The 26,745-nt window shown below is 51.1% G+C and carries 19 protein-coding genes and 2 tRNA genes; 10 read left to right on the plus strand and 11 right to left on the minus strand.

The features are described 5' to 3' along the window. Window positions 1–25: 25 nt before the first annotated feature. A complete protein-coding gene (locus tag BUF15_RS04890; protein WP_073612323.1) occupies window positions 26–997 on the minus strand; it encodes a bifunctional riboflavin kinase/FAD synthetase in 972 nt (323 codons plus the stop codon). Window positions 998–1,092: 95 nt separating this feature from the next. On the opposite strand from BUF15_RS04890, the gene BUF15_RS04895 reads away from it, so the two are divergent. The 5 genes from BUF15_RS04895 to hflC all read left to right on the plus strand — a co-directional run bounded on the left by BUF15_RS04895 (window position 1,093) and on the right by hflC (window position 6,983). Continuing rightward, a tRNA-Leu gene (locus tag BUF15_RS04895) sits at window positions 1,093–1,179 on the plus strand. A gap of 507 nt (window positions 1,180–1,686) precedes the next feature. Beyond that, on the plus strand, window positions 1,687–3,642 hold the full coding sequence (locus tag BUF15_RS04900) for a phosphoenolpyruvate carboxykinase (GTP) (protein ID WP_073612324.1): 1,956 nt from the start codon (window positions 1,687–1,689) through the stop codon (window positions 3,640–3,642). A 135-nt stretch (window positions 3,643–3,777) separates the two neighbouring features. Then, a complete protein-coding gene (locus BUF15_RS04905; protein ID WP_073612325.1) occupies window positions 3,778–4,707 on the plus strand; it encodes a rhomboid family intramembrane serine protease in 930 nt (309 codons plus the stop codon). 189 nt (window positions 4,708–4,896) lie between these two features. Beyond that, window positions 4,897–6,018 (plus strand): FtsH protease activity modulator HflK, encoded by a 1,122-nt coding sequence (gene hflK, locus BUF15_RS04910; RefSeq protein WP_084553488.1) that lies wholly within the window; start codon window positions 4,897–4,899, stop codon window positions 6,016–6,018. A gap of 23 nt (window positions 6,019–6,041) precedes the next feature. Next, window positions 6,042–6,983, plus strand: coding sequence for a protease modulator HflC (gene hflC / locus BUF15_RS04915; protein ID WP_073612326.1), 942 nt, complete (start codon window positions 6,042–6,044; stop codon window positions 6,981–6,983). A 116-nt stretch (window positions 6,984–7,099) separates the two neighbouring features. Here hflC and BUF15_RS04920 read toward each other — a convergent pair whose 3' ends face one another. Then, window positions 7,100–7,777: a hypothetical protein gene (locus BUF15_RS04920; RefSeq protein WP_073612327.1), complete on the minus strand. Its 678-nt coding sequence runs from the start codon at window positions 7,775–7,777 to the stop codon at window positions 7,100–7,102. A 505-nt stretch (window positions 7,778–8,282) separates the two neighbouring features. On the opposite strand from BUF15_RS04920, the gene BUF15_RS04925 reads away from it, so the two are divergent. After that, the gene (locus BUF15_RS04925; protein WP_073612328.1) at window positions 8,283–9,581 is read left to right on the plus strand and encodes a citrate synthase; all 1,299 of its coding nucleotides are present in this window, start codon (window positions 8,283–8,285) and stop codon (window positions 9,579–9,581) included. A 69-nt stretch (window positions 9,582–9,650) separates the two neighbouring features. Here the strand turns inward: BUF15_RS04925 and polA are convergent, their stop codons facing one another. Together polA and BUF15_RS04935 are read right to left on the minus strand one after the other, a co-directional pair. Beyond that, window positions 9,651–12,320: a DNA polymerase I gene (gene polA, locus BUF15_RS04930; RefSeq protein ID WP_073612329.1), complete on the minus strand. Its 2,670-nt coding sequence runs from the start codon at window positions 12,318–12,320 to the stop codon at window positions 9,651–9,653. A 212-nt stretch (window positions 12,321–12,532) separates the two neighbouring features. Beyond that, the gene (locus BUF15_RS04935) at window positions 12,533–13,063 is read right to left on the minus strand and encodes an HPF/RaiA family ribosome-associated protein (RefSeq protein ID WP_073612330.1); all 531 of its coding nucleotides are present in this window, start codon (window positions 13,061–13,063) and stop codon (window positions 12,533–12,535) included. Window positions 13,064–13,391: 328 nt separating this feature from the next. Between BUF15_RS04935 and hemH the strand changes: the two genes are divergently transcribed. Next, window positions 13,392–14,348: a ferrochelatase gene (gene hemH / locus BUF15_RS04940; RefSeq protein WP_073612331.1), complete on the plus strand. Its 957-nt coding sequence runs from the start codon at window positions 13,392–13,394 to the stop codon at window positions 14,346–14,348. Window positions 14,349–14,375: 27 nt separating this feature from the next. Here the strand turns inward: hemH and rodA are convergent, their stop codons facing one another. The 5 genes from rodA to BUF15_RS04965 form a co-directional block, all read right to left on the minus strand. Continuing rightward, window positions 14,376–15,509, minus strand: a complete 1,134-nt coding sequence (gene rodA, locus BUF15_RS04945; protein WP_073612332.1) for a rod shape-determining protein RodA — start codon at window positions 15,507–15,509, stop codon at window positions 14,376–14,378. Window positions 15,510–15,566: 57 nt separating this feature from the next. Next, window positions 15,567–17,456 (minus strand): penicillin-binding protein 2, encoded by a 1,890-nt coding sequence (gene mrdA / locus BUF15_RS04950; protein WP_073612333.1) that lies wholly within the window; start codon window positions 17,454–17,456, stop codon window positions 15,567–15,569. A gap of 17 nt (window positions 17,457–17,473) precedes the next feature. After that, the gene (gene mreD / locus BUF15_RS04955; protein ID WP_073612334.1) at window positions 17,474–18,007 is read right to left on the minus strand and encodes a rod shape-determining protein MreD; all 534 of its coding nucleotides are present in this window, start codon (window positions 18,005–18,007) and stop codon (window positions 17,474–17,476) included. 5 nt (window positions 18,008–18,012) lie between these two features. After that, window positions 18,013–18,891 carry a rod shape-determining protein MreC gene (gene mreC, locus BUF15_RS04960; RefSeq protein WP_073612335.1) on the minus strand — a complete coding sequence of 293 codons (879 nt, stop codon included), beginning with the start codon at window positions 18,889–18,891 and terminating at the stop codon, window positions 18,013–18,015. 100 nt (window positions 18,892–18,991) lie between these two features. Continuing rightward, window positions 18,992–20,029 (minus strand): rod shape-determining protein, encoded by a 1,038-nt coding sequence (locus tag BUF15_RS04965; RefSeq protein WP_073612336.1) that lies wholly within the window; start codon window positions 20,027–20,029, stop codon window positions 18,992–18,994. A 353-nt stretch (window positions 20,030–20,382) separates the two neighbouring features. Between BUF15_RS04965 and BUF15_RS04970 the strand changes: the two genes are divergently transcribed. Next, window positions 20,383–20,458, plus strand: a tRNA-Ala gene (locus BUF15_RS04970). A gap of 184 nt (window positions 20,459–20,642) precedes the next feature. Here BUF15_RS04970 and BUF15_RS04975 read toward each other — a convergent pair. Next, a complete protein-coding gene (locus BUF15_RS04975) occupies window positions 20,643–22,883 on the minus strand; it encodes an AAA family ATPase (protein WP_073612337.1) in 2,241 nt (746 codons plus the stop codon). Window positions 22,884–23,192: 309 nt separating this feature from the next. Between BUF15_RS04975 and aat the strand changes: the two genes are divergently transcribed. Next, a complete protein-coding gene (gene aat, locus BUF15_RS04980) occupies window positions 23,193–23,876 on the plus strand; it encodes a leucyl/phenylalanyl-tRNA--protein transferase (protein ID WP_073612338.1) in 684 nt (227 codons plus the stop codon). After that, window positions 23,869–24,414: a TSCPD domain-containing protein gene (locus BUF15_RS04985; RefSeq protein ID WP_073612339.1), complete on the plus strand. Its 546-nt coding sequence runs from the start codon at window positions 23,869–23,871 to the stop codon at window positions 24,412–24,414. The genes aat and BUF15_RS04985 overlap by 8 nt, the downstream gene beginning before the upstream one ends. Before the next feature lie 25 nt (window positions 24,415–24,439). Here the strand turns inward: BUF15_RS04985 and BUF15_RS04990 are convergent, their stop codons facing one another. Next, window positions 24,440–26,545: an HD domain-containing protein gene (locus BUF15_RS04990; protein ID WP_073612340.1), complete on the minus strand. Its 2,106-nt coding sequence runs from the start codon at window positions 26,543–26,545 to the stop codon at window positions 24,440–24,442. Window positions 26,546–26,745 lie beyond the last annotated feature (200 nt).

A 26,745-nucleotide genomic window follows, 5' to 3' on the forward strand; every position in this document is an offset into this window, starting at 1 on the left:
CTCCCGACTTTTGGCCGATCCAGGGTCAGCTATTAAATTTATCTTCACAGGAAATGGCCAATTCCTTGCTCTGCTCTGACAGGATCTTTCGGGCACTGGCGACATCCCTGCCAATCTGGGCAGCCAGCTCGTTGATATTGTCAAATCTTCGCTCGTTGCGGAGGAACTCCAATAGATTGACCTTGATCGGCTTGCCATATATATCCTGATTGAAGTCAAAGATATGCGTCTCAGCGACCAGGGCCTGCTCACCAAAGGTAGGATTGCAGCCAATATTAATGACTCCACCATAACATTTTCCGTCACAAATAACCTGTGAAACATAGACTCCGTGCCTGGGCACCAGATCTTCATCGGCAAATTTCAGGTTCGCGGTAGGAAAACCGATCTCCTTGCCTCCCCGCTGTTTGCCAAGCTGCACCTCGCCACGTATCTGGTAACAGCGCCCGAGCAATCTTCTCGCTTCAGCCATTTCACCGGCAGCCAACAGCTGACGGATATGCGTAGAGCTGACCAGGGTCCCTTGAGTATAATAGGCATCAACAACTGCCACTGAAAACCCCTTCTCTTTGCCCTGTTGTTGCAAAAAGGAAATATTGCCGGTCCGCCCTTTGCCAAAAGCATAATCGTAGCCGACTACCAGCTCCTTCATGCCGATCCGTTTCAGCAATATTTCATCGACGAAGTATTCAGCAGTAGTGGCGGCAAACTCTTGGGTAAAGGGAACGATGACCATCACATCGATTCCTGCCATATCCACTAATTCGATTTTCTGCTCACAGGTGGAGATCAGCTTTATACCGCCGGATTTCAAAATCTGCAGCGGATGGGGATCGAAGGTGATGGCTACACTGGTTCCTTTCTGCTGATGCGCCTGATAGGCAACCTGGGCAAAAAGCTGCTGATGACCAAGATGTACGCCGTCAAAGTTACCTATGGTCACACATGCATGGGAAAAAGGCGCACGTATATCTTCTATGTTTTTATATATTTTCATTGGGTTAACGCTCAAGACATCTTTTTTTGATATCGAAATGGAAAAAAGTGTTTACAAAAATCCCGCGATCAAGCATATTCATGCCCGTTGTCACTGCCGAAGTGGCGGAATTGGTAGACGCGCTAGGTTCAGGGTCTAGTGGGGGTTCCCCCGTGAAAGTTCGAGTCTTTTCTTCGGCACCAATTGATAAAGGGCTGCATTCCTCAGGATTGCAGCCCTTTTTCTTTTTATCAAACATCATTGTCTTCATCAAAGATCTCCCTGCACCGAGTGTAAAAGTTGGATGCCGTTTAACACGAAAATCCATTTCCTGCAATCATCTCGGTCAACCGCCTCCAAGTGCCGGCTGTAACATTCACGATCAGTCGATACATAATATCCAAACCTAACGACATCGCTCTCGCTGCCTTCCTAACACTCTCAGAAGTTTATTATTCAGTAATTCTTATTGTTTTATTCAATATTTATGAATATTCCAGCGAGAACCCAGTCGGCGCATGCCACTCCAATCCCAATGATAAAGTTGTAACTCTGCCATGTTACATAGTGTCATTCTCGACAACAATACCACGCAAATGCTTGACTGCCGATGCAAAAAAACCTAATATGCGCACCTGCTGACAGGGCATTGCCCAGAGACGTGACGACTGATGGAGTAAAAAATATTATTTCAATGGAAGGAGTACATAATGCTTGAACTCAGGAAAGGTGCCGACATCCTCTCAGTTGTTGGAGGAGTTGCCACCATTGATGCAGCCAAAGCAGTTTTTACCGAAAAGCTCGATGCAGCAAATCAGAGTAAGCTCGCCAAAATCTCCAACGAAGAAGCACTGATCAAAATAGCCAACGCTATTGCCATGTGTGGCCCCGAATCCGTCTTTATCAATACCGGCAGTGCCGAAGATGTTCAGTGGATCAGAGAGTATTCCCTCAAAAAAGGCGAAGAGAGAAAACTCGCCAAGGAAGGGCATACCATCCATTTCGACCTCCCTCAGGACCAGGCCCGTCTCGTCAATCAAACCTTCTATATCATAAACGAAGGGGAAAAAATGAGCTCGCTCGCCAAGTCACTTCTACGCAGCGACGCCATGGCCTATGTCTTGAAATTTATGCCGTCCATTATGGCCGGAAAAACAATGATGGTGGGCTTTTACAGTCGTGGACCAATCGGCGCCGAAGCGGCCATTCCCGCCATTGAGATCTCTTCGTCGGGCTACGTTCTTCATTCTGCCGAACTTCTCTACCGTAACTGCTTTGCCGATTTTGACAAGGAGGCCAAACGGGCCGGTCTCTTTTTCACCAACGTTCACGCCGAGGGCAACAACACACCTGAAGACGTACCCAATGCCCGCATCCTGATGGATCGCAGCTGGCAGACAACCTTCTCCACCTTCTGCACCTATGCCGGCAACACCCTCTTGTTAAAAAAAGGCAATCATCGCTTTAGTGTCGATTACGCCACCTATTATAAACTGGGCGAACAGCTCTCAGAGCACATGTTCATCACCGGCATGACCGGCCCCGGTGGCCGCAAAACCTTTTTTGCCGGTGCGGCCCCTTCCGGTTGCGGCAAAACCACCACCGCCATGGTCGGCACCGACTTTATCGGCGACGATCTCGCCCAGATGTGGATCGCAAAAGACGGCACACTCCGCGCCATTAATCCTGAAAAAGGTATTTTTGGTATCGTCGAGGATGTCAACCGCGAAGGCGACCCCTACCTGATGGACTGCCTTCGCGGAGATGGCACCGAGGTGATCTGGTCTAATGTACTGATTGATGAGAACGATGTGCCGCACTGGGTCGGTAACGGCGAGGTCGCACCGGAAAAGGGTGTCAACTTCCAGGGTGAATGGTACAAAGGCAAAATTGGCCCCGACGGAAAACCGGTCCCCATGTCCCATAAAAACTCCCGCTGCACCCTCTTGGCATCTGCCATCGCCAACCATGCGACAGCAGTTTCTGAAGATCCTGCCGGCGCACCGGTTCAAGTTATTACGTACTCCGGTCGGGACGCTGACACCATGCCTCCGGTATGGGTTGCCCGCAACATGAACGAGGGCGTTGTCATCGGTGCCTCCATCGTTTCCAAGGCCACCGCCACCGAAGTCGGTGCAACCGGTGTCAATCGCCAGCCCTGGGCCAATGCCCCGTTTATCCCAGGCGCTCTTGCGGATTATATGCACGCCCAGTTCGACCTGTTCAACTCCCATAAACTCAGCGATGCCGGACGTCCGATCATGGCCGGGCTCAATTACTTCCTTACTCACGAAAACAGAGGCAGTTCCGGCAAAGGCCTCCTGGGAGAAAAGAAAGATGTCCGGGTCTGGCTCGGCTGGCTTGAACTCTATGCCCACGGTGATGTGAAAGCTATTGAAACCCCCATCGGCATGCTCCCGAAATATGAGGATCTGAAGAAACTCTTTGATGGTATCAAGAAAGATTACCCCAAAGAGCTTTACGACCTGCAGTTCACCCTCTACGTCGACAACATTGTTCACCGTATAGATCTGCAGACGGAAGCCTACAGCAGGGAAAGCAACATTCCAGTCCAGCTGTTCAATGTCTATCGGAAACAAAAAGAGGAACTGCTGAAGTTAAAGGAGCAGTTCGGCCCGAAGATTCCGGTGGAAAAGCTGATCTGATCGTTTATTCTGCCACTTCTTTCTTATCAACGGTCCACCATTGTGGGCCGTTGATGTTTTTTTTGCGTTTTCGTCCAGCATCGCAGACGTTACAGCAATCGGCACACGGGTCCACGGAACACGACAACGCTGGTTATGGACATCTCCCGACAAGACAAAAACCCTGTGCCAAACGACCTCGATTGGGAGCCGGTGCTCACAACCGGTCAGCCGGATCGACTTCACCTCTGCTCCCTCATCCTTTCCGCCGCCGATATCCCCCATACCATTCGTACCGACCGAGCTGGTAATTGGGTCATCTTTGCATCATCGAATTTTGTCAGCAGGGCAACAGCAGAAATTACCGCCTACGATCAGGAAAATCAGAACTGGCCCCTGCAGCCACCCGCAGCTGACAACTTCAATCCCTATTTTCGCGCCCAGGCCATCCTCATTGTAGTGAGCCTGATGCTCTTTTATGCCGTCACCGGCCCTTGGACAGCTCACTCTCTCTGGTTTAGTCATGGCGCAGTCGACTCCACCCAGATTCTTGATCATGGCCAATATGTTCGCCTCATGACAGGCCTGACCCTCCATGCTGACCTCGTCCATCTCCTCGGCAACTGTTTTCTGGGTGGCTTCCTGCTTCACTTCTATTTTCTGCTGATCGGCAATGGGATTGGGCTCTTCGCCCTCACAACCACCGCTTGCCTGGCCAATTATATCAACGTGGTGGCTCACGGCCCGGGCCACCATTCCGTTGGTTTTTCCACTGCAGTCTTTACGGTCATCGGAATTCTTTGCGCCCTCAATTACCGCCACTATAGACTGACCAGACCGGAGCGACTGCTCCTGCCCCTCATGGCCGGTGCTGCCATGCTAGCCATGCTCGGTAGCGGCAACGGAACCGGGCGGACCGACCTCGGCGCCCATCTCTTCGGATTGCTTGCAGGGCTCGGTATGGGTACACTACTCGGACTTGACAGGGTTTTTCGTTTACGCCATGTCGTGAAGCTCCAGTTCATCCTGTCATTACTCTCCCTGGCATCTGTGGTGATAAGCTGGAATATAGCCCTACGATTATGACCTAGATGTCGTGCAATTTCCTTGTCATGTGCTATAGTAAATTGTTCAGGAATATAAGCCGAAGCACCAGCTTCTCGTAATAGTTTATATTTTACCCAAAGCACTTTCATCTTCCCTGCAAGCCAGAACCGGAAAAGAGATGTCTTCCCATCGCTGGCTGAATGGAAAAACAGTTCAGGAGATTGACGCATGGCCATGAATGATCAGCAACCTCCCTGGGGCAAGCGGAATAAACCGCAGACACCGGAGGAAATGGTAGCCCAGATTATCAAAAAGCTTCAGGATTTTTTCTCTGAAGACAAATCCAAAGGGCCCTCGGGCCCAAGCGAAGGACAACCGGTGCAGAAACCGGGCAACCCCTTTGCCGGACTCACCAAAATCCTGGTGCTGGCCGGCATTGTTCTGCTACTGCAGGGCGTTTACTCATCCGTATTTAAAATAGCCCCTGGTGAGGTCGGCGTCATCCTGCGTCTCGGCAAATTTGCCAAGACCACCCAGTCAGGCCTGCATTTCAAGATTCCGTACATCGATACTCTCTACAAGGTTGATGTGGAACAGGTCCGAAAACAGGAGTTTGGTTTCCGTACCCGTTTCCCCGGCCAGCAGAGTTCGTTCGACCGGAGCAACTATGATATGGAATCGTTGATGCTCACCGCCGACAAGAACGTTATCAATGTGGCCTGGATTGTCCAGTACAAGGTGAGCGATCCATATCTGTTCCTCTTCAAGATTAAAGATGTGGAACAGGCGGTCCATGATGCATCCGAGAGCGTCACCCGTCGTATTGTTGGCAATATGGATTTCGACTACGTACTCAGCAACCGTGATCTGTTGGCAGCTTCCGTCAAAAAAGAACTTCAGTCGGAACTCGATAACCTGGAAGCCGGTGTCTCGCTTATTACTGTTCAGTTCCAGGACATCAATCCTCCGGATATGGTCAAGCCTGCCTTCAATGAAGTCAACGAGGCCGATCAGGATATGAAGCGGCTGGTTAACGAAGCCCAGGAGACCTATAACCGGGTCATTCCCAAGGCACGGGGCAGCGCCAAACAGATCATCGAGGAAGCCAAAGGTTACGCCTCTGAGCGCATCAACGATGCCAAAGGCCAGAGTGGACGTTTCCTTGATATTTTAAAAGAATACAAGAGCGCGCCGGATGTCACCCGCAAACGTATGTATCTGGAAACCATGCAGAACATTCTGCCAAACGTGCAGATGGTGTACGTCATTGACAAGGACCAGCAGAGCCCAATCCCACTGCTCAACCTTTCAGGTGCCCAGTCTCTGCCAGCAGCTCCTCAGACAAAATAGTGCGATAGTATAAGGATACAACGATGAAACAGATACTCCAATTTTTCCTCGTCGGCTTGCTGCTTTTAGCGGTGGCCGTGGTCTATGATGGCTTCTATATTCTTGAGGAAGGCAAGCAGGTTGTGGTAACCCAGTTTGGCGCCCCGGTCGGCGAACCGGTCACCGAAGCAGGTCTCCACCTGAAGATGCCGTTTCTCCAGCAGGTAAATATCTTCGAGAAAAAAATACAGATTTGGGATGGCGATCCTAACCAGATCCCAACCAATGACAAAACCTTTGTCTTCCTCGATGTTACTGCCAGGTGGCGAATCTCTGACGCACTCCGTTATCTTCAATCCACTGGCGGCTCAGAGGCACGGGCACAATCACTTCTTGACGATATCATTGATGGTACCGTCCGTGATATGGTCAACAAAAACAACCTGATTGAAATCATCCGGAGCTCCGACTGGTCTCCGGACACCATGACCCAGATTTTAGGCAACGAGCCGATCGGATCAAAACCTCAGATGGGCCGTGACAAAATTCAGGACATTATCCTTGAGGTGGCAAGTCAAGCCACACCAGGGTACGGCATCACGCTCATCGACGTGATGATCAAGCGGGTCAACTATATCGAGTCGGTACGTTCCAAGGTCTATGACCGGATGATCTCTGAAAGGAAACGTATCGCCGCCGAGAAACGTTCGTTGGGTGAAGGCCAGAAAGCGGAAATTCTCGGTACCGTGGACAAGGAACTCAAAGAAATCATTTCTGGTGCCAACCGCGAAGCGGTCACCATCAAGGGTAAAGCTGATGCCGAGGCCACCAGAATTTATGGCCAGGCCTACAACCAGGATCAGGACTTTTACGGCTTTCTCAAAACACTTGAAAGCTATGAGAAGATAATCGGCGGCAATACCTCGCTCATCATCTCTTCTGATTCTGAACTCTATAAATACATGAAAAACGTTCAAGGCAACTGATCCACCTGCCAGGTTCGTTTCAAGAATTATAGCGAAACAGAAAAAGGGCGTCTGCTGCATGGCAGACGCCCTTTTTTGCCTCTTCCCTGTTGCCGGTTATCGGCCAGAAATAGGAATTACTTGTCCAAACCCTCGCTGGTTCCAGGATATCCCGGCTTTTGTTCAGGCTGAAAGGGTATCCGCCCTTTATCCTCCAGCAACGCCTGGAGTGCTTCCACCTGTTCCTCAGAGTCAAGACTTTCCAGTTCAAGTTTTTCAAACCGACAGTTACATCTGTTCAACTGCCCGTCACACCAGGGGCAAATCTCCACAGGACAACCAAGAAGGTGACATTCTCCAGCCTTAACCTGACAGACGGGGCAAAGCACGTCAGTACCCTTCACACCAAATTCCGGTAAATCTTTCACCTCGCCATAACTCTTGACCAATTCCTCACTGTCGCTAAAGCCGAAAAAACCTAGAATCTCTTCCGGAATCGGCTCCTTACCATATTCACCGAGGATATGCGCCTCCCCTTCAGACACAACCGCCCCATAGGAATGCGTCATGGTGGATACAGCAAGTAACGTCACTCCCTGCAGTGAATCAATGTGGGCAAGGCGAACTACCGCCTCTTCTCTGGCCTCCGGTAAAACTTTGTAGAACTCGAGCAATACGGCCAATGCAGGCGGATTATTCTGGTATTTTTTCACCAGAGCGGTAGCCGCTGCACGTTCCTGCTGCTCCACTCCGTATTCAATAAACATCTCTACTTCATCGACCAGCTTCTGCTGGGCACTTTCCGGTAACATCATGATGCGTTCTTCTCACCTCTCCACATTATCTTACAGACGTCTGGCCACCGCCTTATTCGAGCGGCCATATCAACCACAATGCCAGGCCGTGGCAGCTATGGTCGCGTTGCCCCAACCCGAGCCCTCTGTGTTCACAACAGCACCAAATCGACACTCTATCACTCCGTATCTGCTACCCTTTACAGCAGAGGATCATTGGTGGCACAAACGTACCAATTCAAGCAAACAGAAAAGAAATTTGCGTTATAATTTCATTTATACTATAGTACAGCGCAAATGATGGAACCCACAGCCCTTCGCATGGATCTCTGAGCGTTCCCGTCTCAGCTACCACGCACACCTCCCGGGCTGTTCCTTCGGCACCACAATTCATGCACCCAGACAATCTCATTGTACTGTAATCGCAACGTCTGTGCATCACCTGATACCCTTCTGGCTGCCGAAACAACATATGCAGTGGCCGCCTCGGCCGGCCCCACAGTCTTATCAACCATAAGGAGTACGTATGCCACAGGAATTTGCCCAGCTCTCTATAGACGGAAAAAACTACACTCTACCCATTGTTGTCGGAACGGCCGGACAAAAAGCGATCGATATACGAAGTTTACTAAAAGACAGCGGCTACATCACGCTTGACAGCGGCTACATGAATACCGGCTCCTGCACCAGTGCAATTACTTACCTGGACGGCGGCCAGGGCATCCTCAACTACCGGGGCTACGCCATCGAGGATCTGGCCGAGAACTGCCAGTTCATCGAGGTCGCCTATCTCATCTTGAATGGTGAGCTGCCGAACTACGAACAGCTTGAGCAGTTTAAACGCGACATGCGCCGTTTTGCTTTGCTGCATGAGGACATGATCCACTTCTTCGATCATTTCCCCCCGAACGCCTCGCCGATGTCCATCCTCTCCACCATGGTGGGCACGCTCCACAACTTTTATCCGGAGATGGATGACGAAGATGACCCATACGGCGGCATCACGGTGACAACAGCCCGGCTGCTCTCAAAGATCCGCACCATTGCCGCCTTCTCCTACAAGAAGAATATCGGCCATCCGCTGGTCTACCCCAATGCCAAACTCAATTATGTGCAGAACTTTCTGAACATGATGTTTGACCGGCCCAACATGCCCTATGTTATCAAGCCTGAAGTCGCCATGGCGTTGAACAAACTGCTGATCCTCCACGCCGATCACGAGCAGAACTGTTCAACCTCAACAGTACGCCTGGTGGGCAGCGCCGGGGTAAACCTCTACGCCTCCATTTCCGCCGGAATAAACGCCTTGTGGGGCCCACTCCATGGCGGTGCTAACCAGGCGGTGCTCGAGATGCTTGAGCTCATCTACGCTGATGACTGCAATTTCGAAAAATATATCGAAAAGGCGAAGAATAAACAGGATTCATTTCGTCTCTCGGGTTTCGGACATCGGGTATACAAAACATTTGATCCGCGTGCCAAAATCATCAAGGAGGCCTGTCACGAGGTGCTCGGTGCCCTGGACATCCAGGATCCGCTCTTGGATATCGCCCTCGAACTCGAAGAACGGGTGCGCAACGATGCCTACTTTCAGGAGCGGAATCTCTATCCGAACGTCGATTTCTATAGCGGCATCATTTATCGGGCCATCGGCATTCCGACCAACATGTTCACCGTTATGTTCGCGCTGGGCCGACTGCCGGGCTGGATCGCCCAATGGACAGAGATGAAGGAAGATAAAGCGAATGCCCGTATCGGCAGACCGCGTCAGGTCTACACCGGTCACACTCTGCGACCGTTCGTACCGATGCACGAGCGGAAATAAAAGGGACACTAATATCAGGAAAAACCATTAAAATGGGGAGACGGCTGTTTGTTGCCGTCTCCCCATTTGCTATTTGGCAAGGCTTTTACCAACCGTCACATTCACCACCAGTGGCACGTCGAGCTGCATCGCCTCTTCCATCGATTTCTGAATAATTTTCTTCGCCACTTCCACCTGGTCTTCGGGTACCTCAAATACCAGTTCATCGTGAATCTGCAACAAAAGCGTCGCTGGAACATCAGCGTCACGAAGGGCTGCAGCCACTTTTAACATGGCAAGCTTGATGATATCCGCAGCGGTTCCCTGGATGGGTGTATTAATCGCTGTTCGCTCGGCAAATTCACGTTGGATGCGATTACTGCTGTTGATCTCTGGAACAGCCCGCCGCCGGTTCATGAGGGTCGTAACAAAGCCATCTTCTTTTGCCTGGACGACAATGTCCTCCATAAACTGTTTGACCCCACTATAAAGGGTAAAGTACTTATCGATAAAGCTCTGGGCCTCTTTACGGCTTATGCCAAGCTGTCCGGACAGTCCGAAGCTGCTCATTCCATAGACTATGCCGAAGTTGATACTTTTGGCAACTCGCCTCATATCCCCGGTTACCAGCAGCGGAGATACCCCAAATATCTGGGCCGCAGTCCGGGTATGAATATCATCACCCGCCCTAAACGCATCCACAAGTGCCTTATCTCCTGAATAATGAGCCAAAACCCGCAGGTCGATCTGGGAATAGTCAGCCGAGACAAAGAGCTGACCTTCAGCCGGAACAAAGGCCTGACGGATACGGTTGCCCTCCTCCCCCCGAATCGGGATATTCTGCAGGTTCGGGTTACTGCTCGACAACCGGCCTGTTGCCGTAACCGCCTGATTAAACGAGGTGTGGATCCGCCCGCTTTCAGGATCCTGAAAGGTTGCCAGCTTTTCCACGTAGGTGGACTGTAGCTTGGCAAGGGTTCGATACTCGAGGATTAAAGCCGGCAGCTCGTGCTTTGGCGCCAGCTTTTCCAACACTTTCACGTCAGTGGAATAGCCGGTCTTTGTCTTGCGGCCATGGGGCAGATTCAGTTCCTCAAAAAGGATCTGGCCAAGCTGCCGCGGGGAGTTAATATTGAAAGTCTGTCCTGCAACCGCATAAATCCTCTGCTCGATCTCGGCAAGTTTACCAAGAAACTCAGCTGAAAGATCACCAAGAAGATGCTCATCGATACAGATGCCCCGCATTTCCATCTCGGCAAGTATTGGCATAAGCGGCATCTCCAGCTCATTAAAGAGGTGGTCGAGCCGCTTAGCAATGAGCTGATCATGATAATTCTGCCAGAGACTCAGGGTGCCGTAGACATCTTCACAGCTGTAATTGCATGCACTTTCGGGATCGACATACGCAAAGCAGTCGTCCCGCTTATCCTGTCCCACCACCTCTTCAAATGTGGTCATACGAATTCCGAGATCACGACAGAGGTCGTCAAGCTTGAGCGACCGGCCCGGCACCTCCAGAAGGTGGGCGGCAATCATGGTATCGGCCAGAGGATTCGCCATGTTCATCTGCCACTGCCGATTCAACACAGTATAGTCATACTTCAGGTTATGACCGATCTTCAAAATTCCAGGAGCAAGCAGCAGCGGTGCAAGCAGTTCTTTCACCGTCCCTTCGTCCAATTGTCCGGCCACTCGCACACCTTCGGCGTCCAGATGCCCAATTGGGACATACCAGGCCCGGTCTAGATCACTACAAATCGACACCCCGACCAATCGCGCTCTGCGGGCATCAAGTGAGGTAGTTTCGGTATCGATTACCACCTGTTTTTTACCAAGCAATTCCTGCACTACCTGCTCAAGCTGTGCGTTCGTCGTAATACTGGAAAATTTTTCCGTCTCTATTTTCTCTGAAGTATCGATCTCTTTCAAGAAGGAGGAAAACTCCAGCTCGGCGTAGAGTTCGGCGAGTTTTGCATCATCTCCCTCGCGCAAGGCATAGAGTTCGGGCTCTTCGGGCACCACTGCATCTTCTTTCAAGCGAATCAGGTCTCGTGAGAGAAACGCCGAATCTCTATTCTCAATAAGGCGCTCTTTCATTTTTGACGGCTTCATCGTATCGATGCGATCATACAGGTTCTCAAGGCTCTGGTATTCTGCAATCAGCTTCTCAGCGGTCTTCGGCCCTATCCCAGGCACCCCCGGAACATTGTCGGAACTGTCACCGACCAGGGCAAACATATCAAGCAGCTGCCCGATGGCAACACCATATTTAGCCTCCACTGCAGCGGTATCCATGACCTTTTCCTTCATCGGGTCCCACATCACCACAGAATCGTCGACCAGTTGCAGCAGATCTTTGTCGCCTGAAACAATCACCACCTGAAGACCACGTGCACTTAACACCCGCGCTGCGGAGGCAATTAAATCGTCCGCCTCAATTCCCGGCTCTTCAAGTGAGAGAATATTTGAGGAAGCGATAAAATCTCGAATGTAAGGAACCTGCACAGCGAGTTCTTCGGGCATTGGCGGCCTGTGAGCCTTATAGTCCGAATACATTTCGTGCCGGAACACCTTGCCCCTGCTGTCAAAGGCAACCGCCACATAGCGCGGATTTTTCTCCCGCATGAGCTTTCGCAGGATATTGATAAAGCCAAAAACCGCGTTGGTCTGCATCCCCTTACTGTTGGAGAGTGGCTTCACGCCATGGAAAGCACGATAAATATAGGCGCTACCATCTATCAGATACACTTCTTGTTTCACGGGTCCTGGCTCCTTTCTTCGATTTTTGCGTATGATATTGCTGAAAATGGTTCTATCTATACTGCATGATGGCCATGAACGCATGTGCAAAACTCAGCGCAAAGAAACAACCCGCAGTCTCCAGCGCCACACATCCGCACCACATCCACAAACAGAAAGGGCCGTGGAAGATTACTCATCCACGGCCCCTGTATCGAAAATGTTAAAAACGTTTATCTGACCGGTCTCACCCAGGACGCCTGGGGCCCCTTGTCACCATACGTTTCACCATACAGTACACTGTCACCTTCGGTCAGTTGCTCCATGTTAACGTTTTTCAATGAATTTTCATGAAAATAGATATCTCTGTTATCAAATGAGGTAATAAATCCATACGATTCAAATGGTGAAAGCTTTCTGATAACGCCCACCTTGTCCACTTCCTCGGCCACACTGTTTTTCACATTTTTTCTCTTTTTCCGAAGCCTTTCCTTGAGCTGCAACTCCAGGACATCGAACGCTTCAGTCAGCAGTGGCCGAACAGCCTCTCCTTTTCGTGCAACGACGACAGTATCAGTTGGAATGGTGGCAATCAGTTTGATCTCAAACCCTCCTTCCTTATGGTGAGTAGTCGCTTCAATGGAGACACGAAGATGCAGTACATAGCCTGCATGATGCTTTACCAGCTTCTCTTTCTCTTCTTCGATCTTGGTCTGCCATCCTTTACGTAACTCAACATTCCGGGCTTCGATCTTCAGTTCCATAGATTTCCTCCGTCTGATGCTCAGGCGATGGCGTTACGACCACCGCCCACTGCATGCACCTGTCGGTGCATTCCCTGGTGAATCCGGACGTGCCCTGATGAATGAAACTCCGGCAACATCCTGACTGACTGCTTTAGGGATTCACTCTGTCTTTTATTATATTTCCATAAAGAGGAGAATCAAGATGCGATATGAATGCAAAAAGATCATTTCGGGATTTTTTTGGGAATAGTCGCACAACCTGCACCAAGTGCTGGTGCTTCGGTACACAATGCAGTAGAATCATCTACCGTAAATATCCTCCACCCTTCCCAACAGTTGAAAACCAATGGAAAAACATACCACCGGCATCCTACTGCTCAATATGGGCGGACCAGACTGCCTGGATGATGTCGCCCCTTTTCTCTACAACCTGTTCTCCGACCGTGAGATTATCCGTCTTGGCCCCTCCTTTCTGCAAAAACCGCTGGCCTGGTGGATTGCTCGAAAGCGTGCGCCAAAGAGCAGAGAGATCTATAGCAAAATAGGCGGCAGCTCCCCTTTGAAAAGAATCAGCCAGGCCCAGGCTGCAGCCCTTGAAGAAGCCCTTGCAACTGATGGCGATTACCTGGTGCGGGTTGCAATGCGTTACTGGCCGCCCTCTGCTGATGAGGCGGTCGCAGAATTGGTCGGTCTCGGGGTAAAAAAGATTGTCGGTTTACCGCTCTATCCTCACTACTCGAGGGCTACCTCCGGCTCATCCTTGAGCGATCTTCGGCGGGCTCTTCAACAGACATCACCACAGCTGCCGTTCATTGAAATTCCCTCCTGGCCCGATCAGCGACACTATATTACCGCACTGGCAGAAAAAATCAGAAAAGGAGCAGAAGAACATTTTAGCAACGAACCATTCCAGCTCGTCTACAGCGCCCATAGCCTGCCGGTTTCGTTTATTGAAGGTGGGGATCCATATGTGGAGGAAATAGGTCACACCATTTCAGCCCTTGAACAACAGACAGGTATTACAGGAAAGCTCTGTTACCAGAGCAGAAGCGGACCGGTAGAATGGCTCTCTCCAGCCACATCGGAAATGATAGTGACCCTTGCCGAAGAAGGGTGTCGCAACATTCTCATGGTGCCGATCAGCTTTGTCTCAGACCATGTTGAAACGCTCTATGAGATCGGCATGCTTTTCCGTGAGCAGGCCGAATCACTTGGCGTACGCCTTGAATCCACCACATCGCTCAATACCGAGCCAGTTTTTATCAACGGCCTGCGCGAGTTGGTATTAGGAACAACATCGTAGAGAAGCAAACTGTCACCGCCTCCAGTATCAACCGGGCTGGCTGTTGCTGCCATGAGTTGTACCAAATCTCCGCATAGAGACGTTCATCAGGATCCCCAGAGCCAGAAGAGTGGTCAAAAGCGATGATCCGCCGTAAGATACAAGGGGTAACGGTATACCAACGACTGGCAGAAAACCCATGATCATCAAGAGGTTAATCACCGCTTGCCAGAAAATGAGCATGACCACACCAAAAGCCAGTAACACGCCGAAACGGTCTCGGGCATTCATAGCCACATGCAGCCCCCAGAGCAGCATGATAAAATAGCAGCCGAGAAAGAAGAAACACCCGACAAAACCCCACTCCTCGCCCCATACGGCAAAGGCGAAGTCCGTATGCCGTTCAGGAAGGAAATGGAGATGACCCTGGGTGCCTTCCATGTACCCCTTCCCAAACTTCCCTCCACTGCCCACCGCAATCTTGGACTGCATGATCTGGTAGCCGTGGCCCATCTTATCCGCCTCCGGGTTCAAAAATGTCTGAATCCGTTGTTTTTGATAAGGTTTCAGCAACTTCTCCCAGGCAAAAACCACCACCGCCAACGCGGACCCGGCAAGGGTAAGAAGGGTCGAAAGCCTCAACTTTGCCAGCATGGTCATTGAGACGAAAATGATGCCAAGCATCAGCGCGGTTCCCAGATCCGGCTGTTTGAGAATAAGCAGAAACGGTAATGCCGTGAGCAGGATCGGCATAATCAGCTGTTTCAAGGTATAGCCGTCGAGCACTTCTTTGCGGGAATAGTAACTGGCCAACGAGATAACCATCATCAACTTGGCTGGTTCTGATGGCTGCAGTTTGATCACCCCGAGATTGATCCAGCGCTGGGCGCCACCCGCCTCGCTACCAATGATGTAGGAGAGGGCCAAAAGGATAATCACGATTACATAGATGGGATAATTCAAGATATGCAGAACCTGGTAATCGACACTTAAAATAACGAGGCAGCAGGCAAAGCCAAAGAGAAGATAATATGCTTGCTTCAGGTAAGGCGACATACCGAAACCTTTCGGTGGATAGGTCGCACTGTAGAGATTAAACAGGGCCATTCCGCATACGAGGAGAATCAGCAGCAACAACACAAAATCGAAATGCTCAAAAAGCCTCCTATCTATACGAATCATTACCACACCCTCTTTTTGCTTCGTAACTTGGGGAAAACGTCACGGTTACCAATGTCATTATTTTTTCGCAGGTTCTTGCTCATCAACTGCCGCCAATCTGCCTTCAAAATATTTTTCCAGAACAGCCTTAACCACAGGACCCGCTTCTGAGCCACCATGCAGACCATGTTCCACAAGCACTGTCACTGCAATTTCCGGGTCTTCAACAGGAGCAAAACAGGTAAACCAGGCATGATCTCGATATTTATACGGAATGTCTTCCTCTTTTAACCCCTTGTACACCGCGACCTTCACCACCTGGGCCGTACCTGTTTTACCGGCAATGTTGAGGCCTTCAATAGCTACACCGCGGGCCGTCCCCCGTTTCCCCTGCACCACATCCATCATACCGTTGTGGATCTGTTGCATCTGGCCGGCATCGACCTTCACTTCACTTTCAATAATGGGGATCAGTTTTTCCACCAACGTCCCATCCGGCTCAACCACCTTTTCTATCAATTGCGGCCGCATCCTCCGGCCAAAGTTGGCGAGAGTGGCGGTCATTACGTTAATCTGCAAGGGCGTGGCAAGCACGTATCCCTGACCAATTGCAACCGAGAGAGTCTCACCATCCTGCCACTTGGTTTTGTAACGCTCCTGCTTCCACTGCTTGGTCGGTGCCAGTCCGGATTTTTCATGTTCAAGCTCAATGCCGGTCTTGTTTCCGAGACCGAACTTTTTAGCAAATTCGGCTAGAGTGTCGACCCCCACCATCTGTCCAACCTGATAGAAATAGACGTCACACGACTCGCTGATGGCACGCCGCAGATCCACTGTGCCGTGCCCACTATGTTTCCAGCATCGATAGGTCCTATTTCCAAAACGATAATGACCCGGGCAGTAGACAGTAGTGTCCTTGTTGATCACCCCGGTTGCAAGCCCCGCCATGGCGGTAATCATTTTATATGTCGAGCCAGGAGGATATGTACCCTGTACCACTTTGTTCAACAGCGGATGCTTAGGGTTATCCATCAACGCCTGCCACTTTTCGTAGGAGATGCCGCCGACGAAGTCGTCAAGATGGATCCTGGGTGTAGAGACCAAGGTGAGCAACCGTCCCGTTTTGACCTCCATGGCCACAACAGCGCCTGCCTTATCATCCTGGCTCATCATGTCCTCGGCGATCTTCTGCAGATCCACATCAAGGGTCAGCTGAATCTGCCTGCCCGGCAAGGGGTCTTCGCGCTTTAATTCACTGCGCTCAAAACCCTTGGCATCCACTTCAGTGTACCGATGCCCCTTGCCGCCGCGCAGATCCGCCTCACGGAGCTTTTCCAGCCCCTGTTTTCCGATAAGGTCTGTTCCACTGTATATTTCCGGGTCGGAATCGGCGAGTTCCTTCTTGTTGATGATGCCAAGATACCCGATAATATTAGCTGCAAGATCGCCGTAGGAATATATCCGCACCGGTTGCACTTCAATTCGGATACCGGAAAAGTTCTGATTGTGATTTTCAAGGTAGGCTAGAGTTTCCCAATCGATATCTTCTTTCAGGACGATAGGCAGATATTTTGGTGTACCCGCCGCATCGCGAATCCGGTCCCAAAGTTCGGAAATATCCTTTTTGAGAATTGGCGCCAGCCGCTTGAGAACATCTTCGGTATCATGGGAGTCCTCCCGCATCATTACCACATTAAACGAAGGTCTGTTGGTAACGATCTCCCGACCTTTGCGGTCGAGAATATGGCCACGGGGAGCAGTAATCTCCTGGATTCGAACCCTGTTGCTGTAAGCGTACTCTTTGTAGTCCTCACCATGCTGGATCTGGAGGAACCAGAGTCGTAAAATAATAATGGAAAAAAAGAGAATAATGACTGCGGCTCCGCCAAGCAGCCGTCTGCGCAGCAGGTCGGCACCCTCATCATCGCGTTCGGTGAATTCCTCCACCTCTTGGAAAAACAACTTCATATCATCTATCGCGCTATCTAGAGATGTTTACGCACCCGCCGCCGAACCGACCGCGAACGCGCTATCCTGTTTGCAAGATAATCATGAATCCCGTTAAACACGAGAAAGCAGGGAATAGCAGCCAACACCAGGAGGATGGTCTCCTGAATCATGCCCACCCACGACCATTCCGGCAGTCCATACTGGAGAGTCATGGAAGAGAGCAGATAGACACTCATCTGCAGCAGGAAATAGCTCACCCCCACCATCGGTATCTGGTAGGCACTCTCTTTCACCGGGCTATTGAGGGTCAGCATCTTAAGGCAAACAAGAACAAAGAGAAACTGCAGCGGATAAAACCCGAGGTTCACTCCCACCAGCACATCGAGAACCCAACCCACCGTAAAAGCCAGGAGAATCCCAGGAATCCACGGCAGCTTATAGGCCGAAAAGGCCACCAACAGAAAGACCAGATCAGGTCGGGAAAATGATCCGGGAATCAGCTGCAACACTGTGGTCTGCAACACACAGATCAAAATCCCCAACAGCACAAAGGCGACGGTAAGTATCATTGCACCTACCTGTCGGCCCCCGAATACATTTCATTTAAAATCTTCTTCCGGTCCGTCAGGTCGACAAAAACTTCCTCGAGTTTTTGAAAATCCACGCTCGGTCTCACCTTGATCTCAAGAAACATGCCACGCTCAAGGGAGCGTACAGAAGAGACCTGCCCCAGGGGAATCCCGGACTGGAAAATACCACCAATGCCGGCAGTGACGATATAGTCGCCCTCAACCACATCGGCATTCTTTAGCACATACTCGAGCACATAACCGTTTGCTCCAGCACCTTTCAAGATACCGCGGACCCTGTTTTTCTGTACCATTGCATCAATGGCACTACTGGGAGCGTTGGCCAGGAGAACCTTGGAATAGCTCTCGGAAGTGTGGATGATCTGACCGATGACCCCGCTGGGACCGAGCACAACCATGCCCTCCACAACATCATCCTCTGCCCCCCGGTCGATAATGATGGTCTGGAACCACAGCGCTGGATCCTTTCCCACCACTCTGGCAGTCAACAGCCCAAAGCCTTCCTGTTTTTTGAAGTCCAGCAGTTCTTCATAATGCTTGAACTTATGATAGCTCTCTCTTCGTTCGGCCAGTTCCTGCATGTATTTGTCAACAAGAGCCGCAAGACGCTTGTTATCCTCACGCACATTAAAAAGAGCCAGATAGTCATCTTTTACAGTGATCACGCCAGATAGAGAACGGCTAACTGCGCTCTCAAGCGGTCCCACCAGATCAAGGGTAAGCTTATGCAGCGCGCCGAATCCACCTCCCAGAAGAGAGGCAAGCAGCAGCAGACCGACCACCAATACTGTTCCGAAAAAGACGACAAGTCGTACGGAAAACAGACCCGATGGTCCCTTTTTGGATTTCGCTTGTTTTCTCACGGAGCCCCAAGGTCACGTTCATCAGTAGCGTGGGGCAACGAAGAGATCGCGCCCCGCAACCGGGAGGGTTATTCCCACAAATACCGGAATGAACAGCCAGCTACTCGATTGTCACTTCACGCAGAATATCGAGATTGTCGAGAGCCTTTCCAGAACCGAGAACGACCGAGGAAAGCGGGTCATCCGCAACGATAATCGGCATGCCAGTGGCCTCTTTCAGGCATTTATCGAGGTTTTTCAGAAGAGCGCCGCCACCGGTCAGAACTATACCCTGATCGACGATATCGGCGGCCAGCTCCGGAGGAGTCACCTCCAGTGCGACCCGGACTGCCTCAACGATAACATCCACCTGTTCAGCAATGGCGGACTGGATCTCCTCTGCGGAAACCGTCATGGTTTTCGGTACACCGGATACCAGATCACGGCCTTTGATCTCCATGGTCTCATACGGCTCTTCCGGCATGACGTTGCCGATAGTGGTCTTGATCAGCTCAGCGGTGCGCTCACCAATGGCGAGATTATGCTTACGCTTAATATATTGCAGGATTGCCTCATCCATTTTGTCGCCCGCCACGCGCACCGACTTGGCATACACGATACCGGCAAGAGAGATGACCGCAACTTCGGTGGTACCGCCGCCGATATCGATGATCATATTGGCAGTCGGTTCGGTAATCGGCAGATCGGCACCTATGGCTGCCGCCATAGGCTCTTCGATGAGATACACTTCCCGGGCTCCGGCAGACTCGGCTGATTCACGTACCGCACGTTTTTCCACCTGGGTAATTCCGGAAGGAACTGAGATCATAATACGCGGATGGACGAGGGTCCGCCGGTTATGCACTTTATTGATAAAATATCTGAGCATTGCCTCGGTCACTTCAAAGTCAGCGATAACACCATCTTTGATCGGACGAATGGCGGTGATGTTGCCGGGGGTCTTGCCGAGCATCATTTTGGCTTCCTGCCCTACTGCCAGGACTTTGCTCATCCTGCCGTCCTGACGAACCGCAACAACGGAGGGTTCCCGCAGGACAATACCCTTCCCTTTCACATATAAAACGGTATTGGCTGTACCAAGATCGATTGCCAGGTCATTGGAAAGCCAGCCAAATAAAAAATTGAATGGAGAATACATAAACCTACCTCGAGGTAAGAAATCCACCATTGGTGGAGTAGATTTTATAGCGTGTGAAACGCTCGGCACCTTGCTCAATTACGGAAAATTGCCAACTTCAAAAGATGCCCATGCAAAACACAGAAGAATAACAAACCTCCGATCCATTAGCAAGAGATATGCAGTCCACAGAAATGGTGTGAAAACAATTTCTTTCCCCTCGCTCCTTTTCTCACAGCCACGGGCAGATAGGCAGCTGTCTTTTCCACGGACATTGTTCTCTTTTTTCCATGTTGCATTTTGGCGAGAAAAATTCGTTGACAGCCTTCTGAATCCCTGTTATTTAACCGTCACAATTTTTGAGGATCACTTGTGGGGCTATAGCTCAGCTGGGAGAGCGCTTGAATGGCATTCAAGAGGTCGGCGGTTCGATCCCGCCTAGCTCCACCACAGATAAGAAAAGCCTGTAATCAACAACATTTTGATTACAGGCTTTTTTCTTTTTCAATCACCAAATCTGCCAGAACTGCAGTGGTTCGTTACTAAAAACTCTCTTTAGATCCGCAGAATTTCTCATTCCACCCCCCCCGGTGCATCCTGAAATTGCCCTTGGTTTTATACCTGCAGTTCCTTATTATTTGACCTTTTGCATGGCTTCCGGCACCGACAGAATATAAGGCTCATTTTTCTGCAATTCAGGAGGTATGCGGTTCCGCGCAGCCTGAGCCTCAGCCAGCGTATTAAATTCACCCATAAAAACGAATACCGTCGGCGTCCCGCTACGTTTCTCAAAAATATAGAGATTTCCGGCTTCCCGGACATATTCGTTCTGTGTCAGGATTTCCTGTACATTCTCCCGAGCACTGCCCGATGTGAGAACCATCAGCTGCATGGTGTATTTATCGTCTTTTTTACCATCAAGCCATGGAACACCGGCAGCAACGCGGGCCGGATATGTGGCGCCGGTAGCCATCAGTTTTTTTTCAGGAACAATGGCCTTACTGAGAACCGGAATTTTCTTGGTTCCCGCCTCGCCAATTGACCGTTTATCGTCTGGGGATGGTACAATCGGCTGAAGAGCCTTTACGGGAGTGGCAACTACTATGGTATTGCGTGAAGGCTCGCCTTGTGACTTATTCCCCTTCGTCTGCACACCGCCTGTTACAGCCCCTGTGCCACTACCTGCTGACGTTTTTTTCAACTTGTTTTTGTCAACTGTAATCAAAGGAATACTCGTTTTCGAGGTACTCGCCTCAACCGGCGTCCGGACAGCCGATTCAATTTTGACACCCGATTCTGGTACAACAATCTCTGTAGCTGCCGTATGTTTTTTGGCCCGTTCCGCGCGCAGTACCGGAGCGGAAGCAACAAACTTATCGGCGACATTTTCTTTCTTTTCTACCACTTTTGCCGGCGACACCACTATTTCAGTTTTTTCCGGGACGGCAGCCAGCACAGGGACCTCGGGACTATCAACCGGCACAGCCTCCATTGTCTCCTCTATAACCTTTGGCCTGGCAGCCATCTCAGGCCCTTTGACGCTACGAGCGATCTCTACAGCCTGCTGTGCCTCAGCCACCAGATCCTCAGCCTGCCGCAACTCTCTTTGCGCCGGTGTCTCGACAAGCGTCGTCTCCTCAGCAGACTCTGCTTCCTCTGAACTATTAGCTTCAACAACCAGCGGTATTTCAGGCTCGGCGACACTCTCTACCGCTGTTTGTTCCGCCTCTTCAGCTACCACTTTTTCAGGAGTGTCTAGCGCTTCTTCCACCGGCTGATCGCTTTCAACAGAGAGTATGGCCACCTCACCCTCGGATTCTTCCTGCGTCTCTACAGCTTCGTTTGTCGTCTCCTCCTGCACCTGCGCCACTTCGGAAACATTCTCGGGGCTGCTGGGCACAGTGTCAACCGGCCCATTGCCTCCCGAGTTTAAGAGTAAAAAGAGTACAAGCAGACCAGCAACACTTCCTCCGCCGATGATTTTCTGGCGCCGGGAAAGCCTGCGCGGATCAAACTTTTCAATTGGCGGCAAGGGACGACGACGCGAGGAACGTCGCAAAACTTTTTCATCCTGACCACCCGCGACATTTTCCAACAGCACCCAGAACGAGGCATCTTTATTATAGCGATTGCATAACTGCTCAGCCAGGTTATGAATTTGTTTGAAATTTCCTTGTGACCCCTGATAGATCTTATCGACCGTTTCCGGGGTAAAAATTCCACTTTCTGCATCTGGCATCTTTTTTTTGCAGAATTCAAGATACGATCTGGTTTCGGCCTGGGTGAGTGGCTCCAGGACATAGCGCTTTTCTTCGATCTCTTCGAAATTGCAGAGGGAGAGTTGCCGGAGATTATCAAGTAGAAGCGGTCTGCCAATCAGCACCAGCTGCATCGAGACCACAACCCGATTAAGCCGGTCCATCATCTTACGCAGACGTTCCAAGGTTGCGAGATAGATTCGCTCCGCCCCGTCGAGAATCAATAGCAGTCGCTCATTTCGTATGGAAACCGCAGCCGCAATCTGCTCTACAGCGGCGACTATGCCATCACGGGTCTGTTCGGGAACCTCAAGGTCGAGCCGCTCCGCAACAAATGACACCAGATATTCAAAGGAATCGACTGTCTGCCCAAAATGAACAGCAATACAGCCAGGGCGCGATTCCGCAGCCACCATGCGGCCAAGCACCGATTTCCCGCAACCTTCCTCGCCGGTCAGAATCAACATTGGAATCCGTGCAGCGATATCCCTTCGCATGTTGACAAGAATGTTCAAATGGCCGGCACCGGTAAAATATTCGTTCTCAACCAGCCGTTCGCCAAAAGAGGTGACCCGCTTCAGCGGTTCTTCATGCGTATCTTCACTATTTATCTGCATCTGCTATCACATGGCATGGAAAACCATGCCTGATCATTACATGAGGGGTAGCCCTGTAGCGTCTCATTCACACATCCTCAAAGGCAGCATCGCCTGCTGTGATATGCGAGTTCAGGGCGGTCATTTTCAGCAGCCAATCCTACCACCCATAGAGAAATGGTTCAACAACAACCCCTCCGTGACTCCTCTGATCGCCCCATGGACCAGACTTCACAACCCAGAGCTCTGTAACCAACCAGAATGTTCCCATTACCTTCCCTTCAGGATGCTTCCTGTTGACAGCGCCACCGAGCGGGGTTACTCTCACGCATGCCTGTTTTTCAACTGCCGGAACAGATACTTTTTCCCCACCCAAGCCTTGCCGAAGAGAGCGGCCTGCTTGCTGTTGGCGGCGATCTCAGCCCTGAACGGCTCATCGCTGCATACCGGAGTGGTATATTTCCCTGGTATTCGGCCGGAGACCCGCTGCTCTGGTGGTTCACTTCACCCCGACTGGTTCTTTTTCCCAATGAGCTTATTGTCTCGAAAAGGCTGGCACGGACAATCAGGCAACAGCGTTTCAGCATCCGTTTTGATCATGAGTTCACGACGGTGATTACGGACTGCGGAAAAAGCAGGATGGAGGACGGTGAAGGTACCTGGATTACCGACGAGATGCGACAGGCCTACATCCAGCTCCACCGCCTGGGGTACGCCCACAGTGTTGAGTGCTGGCAGGGAGACACCTTGGCAGGCGGGCTATATGGACTGCGCCTCGGTAAGGTTTTTTTCGGGGAATCGATGTTTACCCGGATTACAGACGCTTCAAAAATTGCATTTGTCACCCTGGTGAACCACTTGCAAAAAATTGGGGTTGAGCTTATCGACTGCCAGATGACGACCGGCCATCTGCTTCGCTTTGGCGCTCGGGAAATAGACGGCAAAGAATTTCTGCGGCTGCTTGGGCAGCTAATACAATCAACATCACCGGACGGAACGTGGAAGAATGAGTGACAACAGTCAGGAGAGCAGGCCATGCCCTGTTTGCGAGGAAACAAAGAAGCTGAAAGAATACCACAATATCACCATCTGCGCGGATTGCTCTAAGCTTGCAGGAACTCTGATAGCTGAACAACAGCGGATTACCAGACTCGATGCTCTTCTAAGCGAGGGCGCAAAAGAACAGGCGGAGGAGCTGCCCGATGTCCTTGATGCCAGGAGATACCGGACCCGCGACCGTGAAAACAATAGCTGGTACGTCTCCATCAGTGAGATGGAAGGCGCACCGGTCGAGATCTTTGCCTCAACAGCGTTTGACCGCGATCAGCATCTGCAGTCGCGTATTTCGAACCTGACCACCATCACCCGACTGATTTCCCTTATCCTCCGCCACATTTACATGGGAGAGAAGCTGACCCTGGAAAAAACCCTGAACCAATTGTTGCGCAGTTCGCGTCAGCGCAACGACCTGCCGGACATGCTGGCCAAGGTTCTCGGCAACTACGCCAAAAAAACGGAAGAAGCAAAGACCGGGGGAAACGAGGCCCCTTGAGGACGGGAGTGCGTGCAGCACCTACTCAGCACTCGAGATAAAACTCGTATGGGATAGACGACTTGTCAAAGTGGCGCAACACTTTCTGCAGGATAAACAGTGTTGGGGCATTGAAGCTCAGCTGCCACGCAGGTTCCAGGGTAGAGTAACTTGACAGCAACTGCAGATTGACGACCTCCATTTCCTCTGGAGCCTCCATCAGCGCCTTCATCACCTCAGCCCTGGCCGCCCGCAGGATATGCAGATCCTGCACCTTGCGGACATTGGTGTCACGTAGTTGCCAGGTGATATTCACCGCATCTTCACGCCGGAACTTGATGGACTGCAATCGATCACATTTCTTGTGATGCACCGACAGCCCCTTTTCCGTCAGCAGGGCGCAATTGTCCTTGGCGGTGGGGTTGGGTTTGCAGCAGGAGGAAAGCTTCACACAGACAGGATCGAGAGTCGTGAGCTGCACCTTGTTAAAGGCTCCGGTAGGGGTAAAGAGCGGTGATTGTCCATTATAGAGGTCTGATTTTATTCGACTCATCACATCGTAGAGCCTGATCCGCCCCTCGCCAATCCGCCCGTACAGTTCATCGGCACTGTCGATATTAAAGGGCACCAGAATCTTTAAAAGTGACTCCCCTTCCATCACATGGAACGGAAAACCATATCTCAGCATCTCCTGTCTGAGAAGCGATTCACCCACCTCTCGCGTCACCTTCCGGCGTCTCTCCCGAAAGCCTCTGGTCAACTCGGCCCTGGCTCTTGGCGTTTTGCAGATATTGATCACATGCTGCTCGAAGCGTACCGGTTCCTTGGCCCGGATGATGCGAACCATCGCCCCGTCCTCAAGGATATGGTCGGGGGCGACCCTGGTGTTGCGAATCATGCCACCCATGCAGGTGCGACCGATCTCGGTGTGCACCCGGAAAGCAAAGTCCAATACCGTCGATTTGAATGGCAGACAGATCAGGTCACCCTGCGGAGTGTAGGTATAAATTTCTTTTTTGCCGCTGGCGGCGATGACGTCGCGGTAGGAAAACGACTCGTCGGAGCTCAGTACATCAAAGAGTTCCTGAATCTCTTTAACAAACTGTCCCTGTTTTCCAGTCTTGGAACTCCAGTTGCGAAACAGGCCCCGCTGGGCCTTGCGGGCCATCTCGTGGGTGCGGATTTTAAAGAGGTATTTCTGGCCGGAGATGATCGCTCTGGCATGCAGCCCCTGATAACCGGTGGGCTTGGGATTGGCAATAAAGTCACGAATGGTGCGGGGGATAGGCCGGAAGGTCTCGTTGACAACGCCTAAGGCCCGGTAACAGGAGTGGCGATCGTTGACCACGATCAGGATCTCCATGGGGGTCTCGATTCGTTTTAACAACAACCTGTTGGTCACGTCAAAATAGGCCCACAACTCCTTGGTGCGCATGTTAACACCGGCATCGAGTTCGTAGGCCTTCATCGCCCGATTGAGATTATCGACAATTTCAAGCGCCACTGGCGATTCGTTGAGCTGGCGGATCTGGCTGTTGAGCTTGGCGCCCTGCTTTGGATATTTAAAGAGTAGCGCGAGATTGTACATCTGCCGTTTCAGATTGAACAGCCCGAAAACTGTTGCCAGCGGCGCGTAGATGTCGATGGTCTCATCGGCAATGCGCTGACGTTTTTTGCGCGGTAACGCCTGGAGAGTGCGAAGATTGTGCAACCGGTCGGCCAGCTTCACCAGCATAACCTCGGGCCGGAGCGCAGCACCGGAGAAGATTTTTCGGTGAGTACGCTGTGAATCCTGCTGTTTTGAGCCGGAGACGTGAGTTACCTTGGTGCACCCTTCGACGATTGCCTGGACATAGCTTCCAAAACGTTTTCCCACAACCTCTGCTGTCACTTCCGGAACATCTTCTACAGTATCATGCAATAGCGCAGCGGCCAGGATTTCCGGATGAGTAATGTCCATTTCCTCGGCCAGAATTTTGGCTACGGAACAGGGATGGAGGATGTAGGCGTCTCCAGACTTACGCCACTGTTCGAAGTGGGCCTCGATGGCAAAATCCAGCGCATCCCAGAAAACTACCTGTTCGGGCATGTCTCCCAGCAGCTCACGCATCTGGTGACGATAGCCGTCAATATCGAAAGGAATGCGCCGCATACTCTCCTTTTAACCGGGTGTCGAAACCACACAACACCCAGCAATTCCACACCGTAACCTGCGATTTCTCGCAGATTACTTATTAATTAATCAATTAGTTACAGATGCCAACAGTCCTGCCAACTGCTGAAGGCGGGCACGAAGGGACATACCCGCATGACGTTTTCATTGTCCGCACGGCTTATTTCTTTCCATACCAA

The organism is Desulfopila aestuarii DSM 18488, assembly GCF_900143695.1.
In the GTDB taxonomy this organism is placed as follows: domain Bacteria; phylum Desulfobacterota; class Desulfobulbia; order Desulfobulbales; family Desulfocapsaceae; genus Desulfopila; species Desulfopila aestuarii.

What these genes read in the sequence shown, in the direction of transcription:
- BUF15_RS04890 (WP_073612323.1), bottom strand. Translation starts at nt 997, where the DNA reads ATGAAAATATATAAAAACATAGAAGATATACGTGCGCCTTTTTCCCAT.
- BUF15_RS04900 (WP_073612324.1), top strand. Translation starts at nt 1,687, where the DNA reads ATGCTTGAACTCAGGAAAGGTGCCGACATCCTCTCAGTTGTTGGAGGA.
- BUF15_RS04905 (WP_073612325.1), top strand. Translation starts at nt 3,778, where the DNA reads ATGGACATCTCCCGACAAGACAAAAACCCTGTGCCAAACGACCTCGAT.
- hflK (WP_084553488.1), top strand. Translation starts at nt 4,897, where the DNA reads ATGGCCATGAATGATCAGCAACCTCCCTGGGGCAAGCGGAATAAACCG.
- hflC (WP_073612326.1), top strand. Translation starts at nt 6,042, where the DNA reads ATGAAACAGATACTCCAATTTTTCCTCGTCGGCTTGCTGCTTTTAGCG.
- BUF15_RS04920 (WP_073612327.1), bottom strand. Translation starts at nt 7,777, where the DNA reads ATGATGTTACCGGAAAGTGCCCAGCAGAAGCTGGTCGATGAAGTAGAG.
- BUF15_RS04925 (WP_073612328.1), top strand. Translation starts at nt 8,283, where the DNA reads ATGCCACAGGAATTTGCCCAGCTCTCTATAGACGGAAAAAACTACACT.
- BUF15_RS04935 (WP_073612330.1), bottom strand. Translation starts at nt 13,063, where the DNA reads ATGGAACTGAAGATCGAAGCCCGGAATGTTGAGTTACGTAAAGGATGG.
- hemH (WP_073612331.1), top strand. Translation starts at nt 13,392, where the DNA reads ATGGAAAAACATACCACCGGCATCCTACTGCTCAATATGGGCGGACCA.
- rodA (WP_073612332.1), bottom strand. Translation starts at nt 15,509, where the DNA reads ATGATTCGTATAGATAGGAGGCTTTTTGAGCATTTCGATTTTGTGTTG.
- mrdA (WP_073612333.1), bottom strand. Translation starts at nt 17,456, where the DNA reads ATGAAGTTGTTTTTCCAAGAGGTGGAGGAATTCACCGAACGCGATGAT.
- mreD (WP_073612334.1), bottom strand. Translation starts at nt 18,007, where the DNA reads ATGATACTTACCGTCGCCTTTGTGCTGTTGGGGATTTTGATCTGTGTG.
- BUF15_RS04965 (WP_073612336.1), bottom strand. Translation starts at nt 20,029, where the DNA reads ATGTATTCTCCATTCAATTTTTTATTTGGCTGGCTTTCCAATGACCTG.
- BUF15_RS04975 (WP_073612337.1), bottom strand. Translation starts at nt 22,883, where the DNA reads ATGCAGATAAATAGTGAAGATACGCATGAAGAACCGCTGAAGCGGGTC.
- aat (WP_073612338.1), top strand. Translation starts at nt 23,193, where the DNA reads ATGCCTGTTTTTCAACTGCCGGAACAGATACTTTTTCCCCACCCAAGC.
- BUF15_RS04985 (WP_073612339.1), top strand. Translation starts at nt 23,869, where the DNA reads ATGAGTGACAACAGTCAGGAGAGCAGGCCATGCCCTGTTTGCGAGGAA.
- BUF15_RS04990 (WP_073612340.1), bottom strand. Translation starts at nt 26,545, where the DNA reads ATGCGGCGCATTCCTTTCGATATTGACGGCTATCGTCACCAGATGCGT.